Origin of the sequence: Vallitalea guaymasensis, assembly GCF_018141425.1 — a bacterium.
GTDB lineage: Bacteria > Bacillota > Clostridia > Lachnospirales > Vallitaleaceae > Vallitalea > Vallitalea guaymasensis.
The window spans coordinates 4666792-4682678 of the sequence record NZ_CP058561.1 but is presented as its reverse complement, the minus strand read 5'-3'; the positions used below and the strand labels follow the sequence as shown (position 1 = coordinate 4682678).

General features: G+C 30.7%; 17 protein-coding genes. 1 reads left to right on the top strand and 16 read right to left on the bottom strand.

Annotated elements, in window-relative coordinates; all coding sequences use genetic code 11:
* Window positions 1-53: 53 nt before the first annotated feature.
* From HYG85_RS20115 to HYG85_RS20105, 3 genes are read right to left on the bottom strand one after another with little or no spacing between them, the layout of a single operon-like run.
* Complete coding sequence (locus HYG85_RS20115) at window positions 54-929, bottom strand: sugar ABC transporter permease (RefSeq protein WP_212691160.1); 876 nt, start codon at window positions 927-929, stop codon at window positions 54-56.
* A gap of 4 nt (window positions 930-933) precedes the next feature.
* Window positions 934-2304: an ABC transporter permease subunit gene (locus tag HYG85_RS20110; protein ID WP_212691159.1), complete on the bottom strand. Its 1371-nt coding sequence runs from the start codon at window positions 2302-2304 to the stop codon at window positions 934-936.
* 29 nt (window positions 2305-2333) lie between these two features.
* The gene (locus HYG85_RS20105) at window positions 2334-3827 is read right to left on the bottom strand and encodes a sugar ABC transporter substrate-binding protein (RefSeq protein ID WP_212691158.1); all 1494 of its coding nucleotides are present in this window, start codon (window positions 3825-3827) and stop codon (window positions 2334-2336) included.
* Between the two features lie 259 nt (window positions 3828-4086).
* Here HYG85_RS20105 and HYG85_RS20100 point away from each other — a divergent pair, with 259 nt between their 5' ends.
* Window positions 4087-5415 (top strand): alpha-amylase family glycosyl hydrolase, encoded by a 1329-nt coding sequence (locus HYG85_RS20100; RefSeq protein ID WP_212691157.1) that lies wholly within the window; start codon window positions 4087-4089, stop codon window positions 5413-5415.
* A gap of 65 nt (window positions 5416-5480) precedes the next feature.
* On the opposite strand, the gene HYG85_RS20095 is transcribed toward HYG85_RS20100, so the two are convergent.
* The 13 genes from HYG85_RS20095 to HYG85_RS20035 all read right to left on the bottom strand — a co-directional run bounded on the left by HYG85_RS20095 (window position 5481) and on the right by HYG85_RS20035 (window position 15880).
* A complete protein-coding gene (locus HYG85_RS20095) occupies window positions 5481-7571 on the bottom strand; it encodes a methyl-accepting chemotaxis protein (RefSeq protein WP_212691156.1) in 2091 nt (696 codons plus the stop codon).
* A 160-nt stretch (window positions 7572-7731) separates the two neighbouring features.
* The gene (locus HYG85_RS20090) at window positions 7732-8328 is read right to left on the bottom strand and encodes a hypothetical protein (RefSeq protein WP_212691155.1); all 597 of its coding nucleotides are present in this window, start codon (window positions 8326-8328) and stop codon (window positions 7732-7734) included.
* 137 nt (window positions 8329-8465) lie between these two features.
* The gene (locus HYG85_RS20085) at window positions 8466-8801 is read right to left on the bottom strand and encodes a hypothetical protein (RefSeq protein WP_212691154.1); all 336 of its coding nucleotides are present in this window, start codon (window positions 8799-8801) and stop codon (window positions 8466-8468) included.
* A 30-nt stretch (window positions 8802-8831) separates the two neighbouring features.
* Window positions 8832-9338: a putative signal transducing protein gene (locus HYG85_RS20080; RefSeq protein ID WP_212691153.1), complete on the bottom strand. Its 507-nt coding sequence runs from the start codon at window positions 9336-9338 to the stop codon at window positions 8832-8834.
* A 43-nt stretch (window positions 9339-9381) separates the two neighbouring features.
* A complete protein-coding gene (locus tag HYG85_RS20075; protein ID WP_212691152.1) occupies window positions 9382-10038 on the bottom strand; it encodes a class I SAM-dependent methyltransferase in 657 nt (218 codons plus the stop codon).
* A 14-nt stretch (window positions 10039-10052) separates the two neighbouring features.
* Window positions 10053-10745, bottom strand: coding sequence for a hypothetical protein (locus HYG85_RS20070; RefSeq protein ID WP_212691151.1), 693 nt, complete (start codon window positions 10743-10745; stop codon window positions 10053-10055).
* A 2-nt stretch (window positions 10746-10747) separates the two neighbouring features.
* Entirely contained in the window at window positions 10748-10993 is a 246-nt protein-coding gene (locus HYG85_RS20065) for a hypothetical protein (protein ID WP_113675618.1), read from the bottom strand.
* 35 nt (window positions 10994-11028) lie between these two features.
* Window positions 11029-11445 carry an NUDIX hydrolase gene (locus HYG85_RS20060; protein ID WP_212691150.1) on the bottom strand — a complete coding sequence of 139 codons (417 nt, stop codon included), beginning with the start codon at window positions 11443-11445 and terminating at the stop codon, window positions 11029-11031.
* Between the two features lie 32 nt (window positions 11446-11477).
* Window positions 11478-11996 carry a dCTP deaminase gene (dcd, locus tag HYG85_RS20055; protein ID WP_212691149.1) on the bottom strand — a complete coding sequence of 173 codons (519 nt, stop codon included), beginning with the start codon at window positions 11994-11996 and terminating at the stop codon, window positions 11478-11480.
* A gap of 70 nt (window positions 11997-12066) precedes the next feature.
* A complete protein-coding gene (locus HYG85_RS20050; RefSeq protein WP_212691148.1) occupies window positions 12067-12357 on the bottom strand; it encodes a hypothetical protein in 291 nt (96 codons plus the stop codon).
* An 88-nt stretch (window positions 12358-12445) separates the two neighbouring features.
* Window positions 12446-14095 carry an amidase family protein gene (locus HYG85_RS20045; protein WP_212691147.1) on the bottom strand — a complete coding sequence of 550 codons (1650 nt, stop codon included), beginning with the start codon at window positions 14093-14095 and terminating at the stop codon, window positions 12446-12448.
* A gap of 123 nt (window positions 14096-14218) precedes the next feature.
* Window positions 14219-14839 (bottom strand): histidine phosphatase family protein, encoded by a 621-nt coding sequence (locus tag HYG85_RS20040; RefSeq protein WP_212691146.1) that lies wholly within the window; start codon window positions 14837-14839, stop codon window positions 14219-14221.
* 78 nt (window positions 14840-14917) lie between these two features.
* A complete protein-coding gene (locus tag HYG85_RS20035; protein ID WP_212691145.1) occupies window positions 14918-15880 on the bottom strand; it encodes a hypothetical protein in 963 nt (320 codons plus the stop codon).
* Window positions 15881-15887: the final 7 nt, after the last annotated feature.

Below are 15887 nucleotides of genomic sequence, written 5' to 3'. Positions count from 1 at the left end.
AGCAAATAAGAGCTACTATATACAATAGTTACTTGTATACAGTAGCTCTTATTTTAACCCTTATTAGCTCCTGCTGATAATCCCTCAACAAGATATTTTTGTAAGAATAAGTACAATAATGCTACTGGTGCAGCCACAAGAACTGAACCTGCTGCGAACATGGTAAAATTATTGTTGGCTAGTCCATTGATAAGTTCATATAATCCAACTGCCAAGGTTTTCTTTTCGTCTGAAGATATTAAAAAGCTAGGCAAAATGAAATCAAACCAAGGTGCCATAAATTGAGTTACTGCCACGAAAGTTAATATTGGAGACATTAATGGTAGTATTATTCTCTTGAATGTCTGAAATTTGGTTGCCCCATCAATATATGCTGCTTCGTCAAGAGATATAGGTACATTTTTCAAATAACCCTTAACAAGCCATGTATTATAAGGTATCTGACCAGTGGCATAAATTAGAACAAGTGCCAATGGCTGGTCCAATAATCCAAAATTCAAAAATAGTACATATATTGCAATCATCCCCATAAAAGATGGGAACATCTGGAGAATAAGTATTGATAACAGTCCGAACTTCTTTCCTGCAAATTTTAATCTAGCAAATACATATCCCATTGTTCCAGTGAGCACCACTGATACACCCATATTTATTACAGCAATTGTTAGAGTATTGAGATACCATTGTTTATATTTTGTTTCTTCTAATAGTCTTATATAATTACGTAGGGAAGGATTTCTTGGGATTGCAGTAGCAGTTGCCAGTGATGAACCTTCAGTAAATGAAGAACCTACAATCCAGATAACTGGATATAGTATCACAAATGCAAAAATCAGCAATACTGAATATATCCCTATATATGCTAAAACCTCTTTCACATTATCAATAAATGTCTTATTATTTATTTTTTTATTGGTCAATACAGTCATTTATCTAATCCTCCTTAAATGCATCTGTACGCATAAAGTTCCAAGTTGATATACCACCAATTAATAGGAATATGAGAATAGACATGATGGATGCCATATTGTACATCTTGAAATCTTTTGTCATCTTATAGATCCATGTAATAAGTATATCTGTGTGCCCCGCATATTCATAAGCAATATTTCTTGGACTACCATTTGTCAAGAAGAAAACTGCTCCAAAATTATTGAAGTTACCAGCAAATGACATAATAAGTAATGGCATAACCTGACTTAGGAGAATTGGAAATGTGACCCTCCAGAATATTTGTTTTTTATTGGCTCCATCAACTCTAGCTGCTTCATAAATGGTTTTATCAAAACTTGTTAGTATCCCCGTCATCAACATCATAAAATAAGGTACACCCAGCCAAAAGTTAACTGCTATAAGTGTAACCTTTGCAAGGGTTGGATCATTGAGCCAAGGAATATTCATACCCAGCATTCTATTTAAAGGACCATAAGTCTGGTTGAAAAAATTTTTGAACACAAGCAAAGATACCATACCAGGAATTGCCCATGGTAATATTAAAATAGTTCGCCATATTTTTTTAAAACGTACCCGATGATTATTAACAACCAATGCAAGAAATAATCCTCCAAAAAAAGTTGTAAACGTTGCAATTATAGCCCATACCAATGTCCATATGGCAACACCTACAAAGGTTGTCCTCCATCCAGGAAGCTGTACTACCTTCACAAAATTACCCAATCCAACCCAATCAATCAAATCAGCTGGCGGATTGTGATAGGCATCATAATTAGTGAATGCTGTAAAGAAAGCAAATAAAATAGGCATGATAGAAATTAAGAGCAACAGTACCAATGATGGTCCACTAACTACATATGCGAAACTTGTCTCAAACACATGTTTAAAATATTCTTTGGATGATTTGATTTGTCCTGACTTTTCATATTCAATAGCAGTTTGATTTGCATCTCTGATATTCATTATCCAAAAGAATATCAATATACCTAATAGTAGTATCACAATCAAACCTTCAATCATCAACACAGGAGAGTTATCTCTAAACCTACCACCTGTTGTCTCTCCTAATGTGAAAAATCCCCACAAACCTTTTCTAAAAAATCCATATCCCCAAGCTTTTGGTTGATTAGGTAATCCACCACTTACTATAGAGCTTGTTAGAATTTCAATCAAAACATAGACCAGCTGTATTGAAAAGAAAAATAGCGCTTTCCCTTTTTGTTTATTCCTGAGCTGTCCTGCACCCATAATAAATAAGGATAACATTCCCGATTTAGTCATTCTTTCACCAAATATCTTCTGCCATCTAGAATAACGTTTCTTATCCAAGCTGTTTATATCTGTTTGCATATTTACCTCCTATCAACAAGCAAGATTATCTATTTACCAGCATCCTCAAGTATACGTTGATAATCACTCAAAGACTTTGCTTGAGCTTCTTCAATTGACATTTTTTCAACAAAAATATTTGTCCAAACATCACGAAGAGGGTCCCACATATAGTTACCTTCTTGAATGACAGGCATAGCATGGGAATAAATTGCTTGTTCTAGGAAACCATTTGAAATAGAATCTTCATTAAGCCCAGGTATCTTAGAAGAGTCTTTTACAGCTGGAATTTTACCTAATGTAGAGTATACAACCTTCATGACCTCATCACTTGCTAAAAAGCTAATCAGGTTCATTGCTGCATTAGGATAGTTTGTATATATATTCATACCTGTAACTTGAACACCAGAAAAAGTTATAGGATTATTGCCATTACTAAATTTTGGTAGGGCTGTTGCTCCAAATATATCTGAAGGTTCACTATCAGGAGTAAGTCCAAATTTGCCCTCTTGTATCCATAGATCCCAGTTTTTCTTAATATCCTGCATTACCCAAGGACCTGTTATTGTCATAGCCACTTGTCCTTTTTGGAATCGTGAAGGAGCTTGGTCCCATCCCATATCTTCTAATGTAGCAAGTCCTGGAAATAGTCTTGATTCATCTTTATTTCCATACCAATCACCAATGACAGCTTCAATGGAAGATCTGACCTCTGGTTTATCAATATCAAACATATCCGGATTATTATTATCACTACCAAATACACGATATCCATCACGGGTCAGAAATGGATAGTTATGATATGCATCATAAAGTTGCCATGCCAAAATAGTATGTATATCTTCTGATTCACTTATTTCTTCACCATCACCTTTATAGAAGCGATCTTGCTTATATGGTACTTCTATTCCAGCTCCCGAATAATTGTTTCCCCAAGAAGCAATACCTTCCAAGAGTTCTTCCATATAAATCTCTTTATTCTCAACTTGCTCCAATAGATTGGAAGCATTGGTTTTAATCGTTGTTGGCAGAACTGGAAGTGCTTTCAATAACTGTTTGTTATATACTAGTGCTATATTTTCTATTGAAGATGGAATGGCATACATATCATTCTCATACATGGCTACTTTATATGCTGATTCCTGCATATCATTCATAACCATTTCTTTAACACGTTCAGGAAGTTTATACAATGTACCAGATTCTCTAGTATCAACCACACTATTGTGAGGCATATAAAAAACATCAGCTCCAAGACCTGCTGGACCATCAAGTTTTATTTTCTTTGCGCTGTCATTCGCAGCTACGTTCTCATATTCTAATGTAACGTCTGGATATTTTTTATCCCATAATTCTATAACTTTTTCAGCAAATTCATCATTATCTGTCCACAACATCAATTTTGCATCTTTTTCCATAGCATAGGATTGAGATTTATCATCCCACTTCAAGTCATCTTCAAACTTTGCAGTAACACTCTTTTTACATCCTGCCAATGACAACGTCAACGCTAAAATCATAATAATACTTAATAATTTTCTCATCAAAAACCCTCCCTGATATTTATCATATTTTTTACTATAATCAGAAAGTTAGATTATATTATACAAAAAACTTTCTATTATAGAATCAATTATAGTTTAACACCATAATATTAAAAAAGTCAACAAAAAATATAATCGGTTAACCAATTATATTGTCTTTACATTTAATGTTTTTTATGATTTAATATAAATAGTTAAATTAATCGATTAACCTGATTATTCATTAAAAATCATTCAATTATTCATTAGGAGGTTTACTATGGCTAAAAATAGTCCTGCAACTTTAAAAAACAAAACTATCTACGAAATATATGTAAGAAATCATACTAGAACTGGTACTTTTAAAGACATTTTCAATGATCTGCTACGTATTAAAGACTTAGGAGTAGATATAATCTGGTTTATGCCAATACATCCTATCGGTCAACTAAATAAAAAAGGGACTTTAGGTTGCCCTTATTCAATTAGTGACTACACCAAGATTAATCCTGAATATGGAACAGAGGAAGATTTCAAAGAACTTATAGAAACTATACATAGTATGGAAATGGATGTTATGATTGATGTCGTATATAACCATACATCCCATGACAATATCTATAAAAAAGAGCATCCAGATTATTACTACAAAACAAAAGAAGGTAATTATGGCAATAAGATTGCTGATTGGTCAGACATCATCGACTTGGATTATAATAATCCTGAACTTTGGCAATCACAGATTGATGCTCTTAAAAAATGGGCTTCCTTAGGTGTTGATGGATTTAGATGTGATGTTGCACCTATTGTGCCAATGGAATTTTGGGCTGAAGCACGCAGACAATTAGAAGAGATTAATCCTAATATATTACTCCTTGCAGAAACTGTTGAACCCCATTTCTTAGAAAGTGTTAGAAATGCTGGTATTCCTATGGCTTCAGATTCTGAAACCTATCAAGTCTTTGATATTTGTTATGACTATGACACATACGGGGAATTCTCAAATTATCTACGTGGGAAATGCACTCTAGATCATTTTTTGACACGAAAAAGATTACAAGAAGCAATTTATCCTGATAATTATGTAAAACTAAGATATCTTGAAAACCATGATATTCCCAGAGCAAAAAAATTAATACCAAATGATTCATTACTAGCTACTTGGACTTCATTTATGTTCTTTGAAAAAGGCGCTGCCCTTTTATATTCTGGTCAAGAAGTAAAAGCAGAACAACAGCCCTCATTATTTGATAAAGACCCTATCAATTGGTCTAGTGTGGATAAACCATTTATATCTCTTATCCAACGACTATCCCAGCTAAAAAAAGAACCTATCTTCGCTACAGGAAGATATATGATTCATAAAGCGAATGTTGACGGAGTTATCTTTGCTACTTATGCTACTTCAACTGAAGTTCTCTATGGAATATTTAATGTTGGAAGCAAGACAGGTCTATTGGATGTATCAATTGATGATAATAACTATTTACCAATTCCTGCTCTTAAGAATGGAAATTACAAGAACCTTATCACTGACGATTATGTAAAAATAGAGAATCAAGAATTTCCATTAAGTGAACAAGCTTGTATCTTTAGAGTTGAATATTAAACTGTTACAGCTGACATCTGAACAAAAAGGGCAGCCTATTCAATTCACTAGGCTGCCCTTAATTACTATTTCAATCTATTCTCGAATATTTTTACATTTCCAGCAGTTACTTCAAAAGTACCAGTATCTTTATACTTGGTAGTATTCTTTCCTTCCATTGCATCAAATAAGATTTTGATTGCAATATCTCCCCAAGTAAAGTTTCTCTGTGCTACAGCACAATATATTATTTCATCAACTACATCCTGTTTTAGAGCTTGTATATAATCAATAGTGACTATTTTTTTATCTACCTTATATTTTCTTACGTACTCAGCATACCTTTTACCCCAATCATTGTTGGTTGAATAGAACAAATCTACGTCTGGATATTTATTCAACATATCCTTAATAATTTTTTCTGTTTCAGCTTCGTTAGGTATACTTGGTACAGGCACTTTGATTACTTCAATATCAGAAGTTGCACTTACTTCTTGTTCAAATCCTTTACCTCTATCAATGATAGAACTGATATGTATATCATTCCATTCTCCTAGTATTACTTTTCCCTTACCACCTAATAATTTTACTACGACCTCTCCTGCTTTCTTACCGGCATTTACTCCATTTGTTTCAATAAGCGCTTCATATTTAACACTTTCAAGAGGAGAGTTGAGAAGTACTACTTTTATGCCTCTACTGATAGCTGTATTAAGCTGTTCTTTTATTCTAGGAGTGTCAATAGGACTAATGATAATACCATTGTAATTGTCATTTAAGATATTATCCAATATTTCCTCCATCTCTACGTCACCATTTTCCCTTGTTTTTGGTGCATAGAAATCAACATGAGCATTATATAGGTTAGCGGTCTTCTTAGTTTCTTTAACTGTAGAATTCCAGAATTCACAATCAAGGTCATATACTAATGCAAATTTTATCTTATTTTCTTCTTGATTATCTATCTTTATCTTTTCAAAGTCCTTACTTATACCTTGAACCTGTCTATACAGCTTTGTAGAAATATCTTTTACGACATTAGTAGTATTGGACTGGGATAAGGTTAAAGAAGCTAATTCTTCAGTAGTAGCAGTTGATTCTTCTATCACAGAAGCCATATTTTCAATTGCTTCGGCAAAATTGTCTTTGGATTCATCTAATTCCATAAATGCATTCCCGAATTTTGTTTGCCTGTTAATGAATGTATCTATAAAGTTATTAATGGAATTAAAGGATTCAATAACTGTATTTACAGCTTGATTCTCTTCTTCAAAAACACTTTGTGATTGGTCAACTATAGTCTTAAGATAATTGAGTTCTTCTGTAATATTGGTTATCATTTCATTGATATTAGCACTAGCTTCCCTACTTTGATTGGATAATCCTCTTACTTCATCAGCAACTACTGCAAAGCCTTTTCCTGCTTCTCCCGCTCTAGCTGCTTCAATAGCTGCATTTAAAGCTAATAGATTGGTTTGGTCAGCTATATCATATAATACATCTGTAATGTTTTTAATGTTAGAAGTTTTTTCAACCAACTGGTATATCTCTTCTATTATTTTATTAATGACCTCTTGATTTTTCTTATTATGCTCAGAAAGATTTTTAACTGTTATATTACCTTGTCTGCTGGTTTCGTACATTTTATCAGCTTCATCTATAAGCTCTTTTGACATACTATTCAACATATTCAATTTATTAGTTAATACTTCAGTTAGATTAACACATGAATCAATGTCATTGGTTTGATTTACAGAAGCACTAGCTATGTACTCGGATGCTTGAGAAATATTGTTTGAAGTATCTATTATATTGTTTAGAACTTGATCCAGCTGATGTGCAATATTATATACATCCTTGAACTGTTCATCAAATTTGAGAAAATAGTTCTTAAAGTTATTGTATATAATCCTTACATTCGTTTCAATAATGTTATTATCTTCATCTAGTTCATCTTCAAAATTCCAATCAAGTATTTTATTTGTTAAGGAATCATCTTTTTCTTTTACTTTGAAAACGAACTTCCCAGTAATGATAACCCCTGCAAAAGTCCAGGCAAAAAGTATAACATAAATAATTAACGATGTGTCAACATGAAATACACTTAATATTATTAGCAAAGTTATTGGTATTAAGTGTATGACATACGCAATAAGCCACTTGATTTTACCATTCATAAATCTCCATCTCCCTATAATGTAATATATACAGCACATTGAAACCAGTAATAAACATTTGTACTTCACTTCAAACAAAGTTACCGTTTAACAGTTATATTGCATAAAATTTTATCATATCGACATTGTTCTGTCAAATAATTGAAAATTCAGCATCATTCTAATTATTTATATAACTGTTAATTTCATCATTAACTTCAATACCATAAACTTTGAATTCCATACTCCAATCATACTTTTCATTTCTGTTATCATATTCTTCATTTTTAATATCATATTGATTACCAATAGCTATAATACCGTCCTCATCTAATATGCCGCTATCGCATATAGTACCTGTATGACCACCTACATCAAAGAATAAGTCTAACGTTTCTAACTTTTTAGTGATTTCATCATGTCTTATTGTCCAGACAATTTTGTTATTATCTTTATCCCTATCTACCAACAAACCAAAAGTACCATCAATATCTGCAACATCATCTTTAATATCTTCTAATTCTATTCTACCTATTACTTCTTCTTTTTTCTTGATTATCAATTCTAACTTAATTTTATACTTCTTATCTAACTTATAATAAAAGCTATGACTAAAATCATCATTGTAAGTAAGCGATATGGTATTATTAGTAATCATATAAAACCTATTAGTTTCATAAGATTTTTTATTATCAGTTGTGTTTTTGCATGCTGTAATTGAAAAAATTATAGTACTTACTAGTAGCATCAATATTAATTTTTTATTTTTCCGCATCATTTATCTATCCCCGTATATTTATAATAATTAATTTGTCCTCTCAAAACAAGACAAACTACAAAAGAAATCAAAATAATACTATACATGCTTAAAAATATCCATCTTGATTTCTAATTCATTAATTTTATCCTAAAACATCATCCAAATAAGAAATAAATTAATATTCCTATTGTTACTAATATCAGTGACGCTTTTCCAAAATTATTTATACTTGTGTTATTCCAAACAAAAGCCAATAATACTAATACTATTAGGTTCAATATAGGTATAGCTGATAAAATTAAGATTATTATCCATTCACCTAAGGTTACCTCTTCAGAATAATTGTAACCTACAGCTTTCCCGCTGAATTTTATGGGATCAATAGCATCTTCCCTCTTTTTTACATCTCTCAATGAGCTATTACAATTACAACAATAAATGGCGGATGCACTATTAAACTCACCACAGTTCTTACATATTTTATGTGCCATTATACTCCCCCCTCAAAACATAGCATCATATTAAATGAACCAACTAATAATAACAATAAGTAAAGGTAATACAATGAATAATAGTATTAATATTAGTAACCCAGTTCGTCTCTTACTGCTATTCTTTTTATCTAATTGATCTAGCTCTTCGTCTTCAAAATTATTGTTATCTTCAATTATATTCTCTGTCTGAGTATCATCATCCAAATCTACATTATTTGAATAATCAATGATTTCTTTTGCTTTGGTTAATACATCAGCAGGTACATAGATATCCACCCCCTGATAATTAATTCCTGTAGCTACTTGTAGATATTCTCCAGAACCTTTACTCTTATGAATTGTAGGTATGTCATAGGATTCTAATAAAGAAATTAGAATATTAGCTTCATTGACTGTTCCTACATTGATTAAAAACTCAAAATTCTGATATTCAACCTCATCATTTTCCAATTGGTCCACTAGCTCAACATTACACTCTTTGCACACTTTTACATTATCTTCGTATTCACTTTTACATTTTGGACACCAAGCCATTCTTTTCACTCTCCACTTTTTAATTATTTTAATATCATCATTATTATTTTTTAGCCACTAGAATTACCGTATTTTCTTTTTGCCATATCTTTTCTACTGACTTAAATCCTGCTTCATATAACATATTTTTCTCATTTTCAAAAGTACAAGGAGTATCGTAATGATAATACCCTTCTTTTATACCTAATTCATTTCTCATTCTAACATTTTCGCTATAATGAAAATCTTCATATTCTTGATTAGGAGCAATATAATCTGTTTCTACATAAATACCATTATGCTTTAAGCTTCTAAATATCTTACTAAAGATCTTTGTTTTCTCTTTGTGAGTAAAATGATGAAGTGTCTGAACAGATAGAGCAACATCATATATATCTTCACCTATATTATATTCTAGATAACTTTCATTAATTATATTTATTTGATTACTTCTATTTCTATACTTATCTAAAAGTTTATCTGTCATTTTTTTTGCTATATCAATTCCTGTAACCATGATTGTTGGATTCACTTTAAATATTTCATCCAATTCCAGCCCAGTTCCACAACCTAGATCTAGTAATTTCAATCCTTCTACTTTTGGAATTATCTTTGCTGTTTCAATATAATATTCTTTTGCTCCATCTACATAAGTCATCATATGTTCTTCATAACCATCTACTCTTTTATTAAAAAAGCTACTTATTTCTTCTAACTTCATATAGTCGTCCCCTCTCACTTACTAAAGTCTTTTTCTTCTACTCCTGTTATTTCTCCACTTTTATAATAATAGATAAATGCACCTTCATCCTTAATTTTGACAAATATTCTCTTTTCATTATTAACACTTGGATTTGATAGTACAGTTATTTCAATAATATCTTCATCATCAATTTCTTGTTCATTTATCAGATAACCATTCAATATACGTTCTTGCTTTGTGCTTGTTAAATATGACTTAGGATAAATCATAGTCATGATACCTATTATTATGATTCCAATTATATTTGCAAAAATCATTACTGTTCTATCATCTCTTTTATAAATACTCTTAATATTAGTAATGAATGTTAAAACAATAACCATATAATTTAATGATATCAATAATCTTCCATTCATTATTCTAATTGAATAAAACATTATTACATAAAATACTATAAAAAACCCAAAATATGAATATGTGTTTTCTCTAGTTTTTTTCTCTAACAACGTTAATATAACTAAAAGCACAATAAAATAAATATTGATAAATATAAAATCATATATATTATCAGTTTCATCATAAAAATAACTTACAATTATTATAATAAGGGGAATTAAAATAAATACTATACCAAATATTTTTCTGTGTTTTTCAAATGGCTTCAGTCTAATAAGGATACAGCTAATTAAAATTACACCGAACAAAATTATTACAAGTAAGTCCATAGTTATTCTCCTAAATCTATTTCAGAAATCTTTATTCCATCAACTTCTATTACTTGTAAATAATTTGACTCAAACCAAAATATATCACCCTTTGAATCACATACAGCAATAGTTTTAACCGTTCCCTCTTCTTCATGTGGGAACAAGTTGCCCCCAAAAAAGCTTGGTCGAACAGCTTTATATGCTCCCAGTCCAGTTCCTAATACTATATATTTTTTATATGTTTTTCTATCTCTAACAATAATCATAATAACATCTCCTAAAATAAATATTTATTTAACAATTAAATTGTAATGTTGGCTAATACTTTTTTATATAATATTGGTTGAATCTTATCGTAGGTTAATTTTTCAGGTAATTCATCTTTTGTAATTATCTCAGCGATTTCATAATCACCTAACTCACCGATATTTTTTACTTCTGCATAGTATAATCTACCAAAACTTTTGCTTTCATTAATTTCTACAGAATAATTACAGATAGGTGATAAATCGTATTCTATAGCCCCTGTTTCTTCATATAATTCTCTAGCAGCAGCTTCATCTGGCATTTCCCCTTTTTCGATATGTCCACCTGGTATCTCCCATGTGTTTCTATCTTTATGTCTTACAAATATCCATTCATCTTTATATCTAGCTTGTATAACAACAAATTTCAAAGAGTTATTAAAATCATCCAAATTATAAAATTCTACTTTCATATAATTCTCCTAAATTCTAGTGTCAGTCATAATCATTCAAAATCCCTATATAATAAACTTGGCTGTATACCCTTGTTATTTTGGTATTTTCCACTTGTATATTTATCATAATCACCATCAATAGTGTGATAATATATCTGACAAACTTCTACTTCTGGATAAACTTTTATAGGTTGAACACAGAATATTTCCAAAGTCCAATATCCACTGAATCCTACATCTCCAAAACCAGCTGTCACATGTATGAATAATCCTAATCTTCCTATAGAAGATCGTCCTTCTAACATTGGAACATAATTGTCGGTCTTGGTATATTCAACAGTTCTTCCCAAGTATAATTTACCTGGCTCCAGTAATAATCCTTCTTCTGGTATAATAAGCTTTTTAGTGTCATTACTCTTTTTCATATCCAATGAATTATTCTCATATACTAATAATTCATTATGTAATCTTAGATTATAACTATTGGGATTCAATTGTTCTTCATTATACGGTTCTATAAAAATATCTTTTCCTAATCTGCTTCTTATTTTCTGTCCAGATAATATCATACTATTCTTCTCCTTTATACTAATATTATTTTACATAGTATATCATAAAAAAACATCTCATATATAGGCATTATTTAATATCATTATTTCGATATAATATAACTTGAAATCCAATAAAAGACAAGAATACACATGGATATTTGACTAACCATATATATAATTGATTATCTGATATATCATTAAGATGATATACCCCACTTAGAATCGTCACTGGTAATAAAATCGCAAAAGCTATACTAATAATTAATTTAAACCCTCTTAAGTCATTACTTATAAAAGAAGTTATATTAGTTGTATCAATAATGAAAAAGATGATACTAATTATTATAAGTATTACTGTACATATATAAATATAATTCATATATAATCCTTTCTTTATTCCCGATTAACTCAAATACAATATCAATCAGTTGTAGGCTGATTGATATTATATAACATTCATCATATTTCTATATCATATTAGGCTGTATTCTATGCTTAGTACCTTGTTCATAAGCATATGCCGCTTTTATTAATAGACCTTCACTAAATTTAGTACTGGTTATTGTTAAACCTACAGGCTCACCAGAATCTCTATATCCTGCTGGTACTGTGATTGCAGGATAACCTGCTATAGGGTAAATCCCTGATAGATAATTATTAAGAGAGATTAAAACGTCAACTTTGTCATTTTCTAGTGCTTCATCTATTGCAGAACCAGTATTTGATCTATTATGGGACAAAATTTTTGTATTTTCTTCCTCTGTAATATTGATATCCCTTGCTTTCTCAATGAAGTATTGTCCATAATATGCTCTGCTGTCTAAATCTCTTTTGTTAAAACCTGTTATTTCTTTTATTGTCTTGACTGGAGCATTGTCACCTATGGCATTCAGATATTCTTCTACTCCTGTTTTATATTCATAAGCCATCATATCTACATGTCCATCTATCCTGAAAGCTTTATCGTCCAATTCAACATTTTTTACATCAGCACCTAGATTAATTAATTCTTCCTTAATTCTATTGATAATATCACTATCATCATTACGATAACTAGAAGTCACTTCTTTGTTAGTTACTATTCCAATACTCATACCTTGTAAACCATTTTTATCTAAGTATGTTGTATAATCTTCTTTTTCAGGTGCATCAGAAGTAGCAATGTCATTCTCATCTTCACCAACTAATTCGCCTAGTAACATAGCAGCATCTTCAACAGTTCTTGCAATAGGTCCTGCAGTATCCAAGTCAATAGCAAGAGGGATAATTCTATCTCTACTCCAAAGACCTACTGTAGGCTTGATTCCTACTACACTGTTTTGACTAGAAGGAGATATAATTGATCCAGCTGTCTCTGTACCAATAGCTAATGGAGCAAAATTAGCAGAAACTCCTGCTCCTGAACCAGAACTAGACCCTCCAACATCATAATTACCATAAGGATTATGGGTTTGTCCTCCAAGTGCAGAATAACCATTAGATGAATCAATACTCATAAAATTAGCCCATTCACTTAGATTAGTCTTTCCTAATATTATAACTCCTGCTTCTCTTAGTTTCTTAACAATATAAGCATCTCTATCACATGAAGAATCTTCTAATACTTTTGCACCAGCAGTATTAGTAAGTTTATCACCTGTTCCAATATTATCTTTTAGAAGGACTGGAATACCATGCAGATCACTAAGTTTTTCACCATTATTTTTCTTTTCATCCATTTCTCTGGCTACTACTACAGCATCTGGATTTAGTTGTATAACTGTATTTAATCTGTTATTATCAATTTCCTTAATTCTTTTTATATAAAATAATACAAGTTCTTCATAAGTTAGATTTCCTGATTCAATATTTTTTTGTATAGATCTAATATCTGATTCAATCAATGATTTTTCAATCTCTTTGTATCTTTGGTCTCCTAATTTATTAAGATCCGATTCAAATGCTGAAAAATCAAGAGGTCTTTTTGCTGTTGTCTTTATATCTTTTTCTTGTTTATCTACTTGTTTTTTTGATTGATTATTTGAGCTAGCTATTTTCTTGATTTGTGTATATAGAATAACAGCTGCAACTACAGCGAAACTAAATACTACTGTCAAAATTGTTCTTAACGATTTCATAGTAACCTCCTTGGTATAAGCTATCAGTTGAATAGCTGAATAATCGCTGTCTCTATGGCAATTATTTATTCAACATATATACTTATTATTATCTCCAAAATGCTTTTTATAATTATAACTTACTTAACCAACTTCAATATCATAATGATCTGTTTGATTATATTTTACTATTTTATAATCACCATCTAATATCTCAACTTCATTAAGACAAGTTGAATACATGAAATGATCTTCAAACAATTTTTCCAATGGTCTATTCTCAAAAAAGCTCATAACAACTTTTAGTACTAGAGCATGAGCAACTATTAAAATATCTTTCCCTTTATTGCTCTCAGCGATATCCAATACTGTTCCTACAACCCTTTTTTCAAACTCACTGAAGCTTTCTCCTGGAAACTCTTTTACTAAGTGAGGCTTGTTCCAAAAAGTATCATACATCTCTTCATTGTCTTCTTTTATCACTTCAAAAGTTTTACCTTCCCAAATACCCAGGTTCATTTCCTTCAAGTCATCCATCTTAATTACTTCTATATTCCTATTACCAGCTATTATTTTTGCAGTATTATAGGCTCTACCACTGGAACTTGAATAAATCACGTCAATATTAGTATTCTCTAGATATTTACCTAGTTTTGTTGCTTGTATAATGCCTTTCTGTGTTAAATTGGAATCTCTACTGCCTTGAACTTTTTTAATTAGATTCCATTCAGTTTCTCCATGTCTTGTTAAGTATAATCTTGTCATTTTTTCCTCCAAATATTATTACATGCTAATTTATAAATAGATACTAAGAACAATTTTTCATAAGATAATATATTTGATTTATTTACATACACTAAATTTGTAGCTTAAGTAACCAATATTATCTTGATATTCAAATAGATTAAAACTGTCTTTTATAATTTGATATATTTTCTTGAGAGTTTCATATGACTTAGTTTTTTGATAAGAATCAACTATATTTCCTATATTCTCATTATTCAACACATCACGTCGAAAATCTCCTAATCTGGGTTTCATTACTTCTTTCCTTGTCAGCATAATTAATTCCTTAATTTTTTTAGCTTTTATATCATTAACATCTTCCTTAATGAATTCTAAGTCCACATAATTACCAGAATAAGGATTAGGAAACATTAAGTACGCATAAGTAATGATTTTCAGATAATCATTTGGATAGTATAAAAGGCTAAAATTTTTATCACTCTTAATAGAATCCTCAGGCTTAATCTTCAATCCTGTATTAACTGCAAACGTTGGTAATCCAACTTCACCTGCCCATCTAAGAGCTATATCTTCGGTATCCGGATAATCAACAGAACCTTTGAAGGGTATTTTATCCTTATAAATACGATAAAGTATTGAAGCTATCACTGTTCTATCTATTTCTATAGTAAGCTCATCTTCCATTATATAACCATCTTTAACTAACCTATCAATTCTAAGCATTCTCTCCTGATGTGGATCCCAAAATGGAATCTGTTCACCTTCACTACTAACAACTTTGCCTTCATTTAAGTATTTATCCGAATCTTCATAAAGAGTTTCATATAAACACAGCATAAATCCCTCATTAGAATAAGCAAATACCTGGTCGAAATGAGCATTCATAAGTCCGTCTACATATTGTCGAGCTTTTAAAAGAATAGGTTCACTTAGTTCAATATATATATCCTCACTCTCTTCAAAATTATTTTGTAGTGTATCAGTATTCCCAGCAAAAACATTTGATGTCATCAGCATGATAGCAAATAATAAACTAACTATAGTAGTTGTCTTTTTCATTTACACT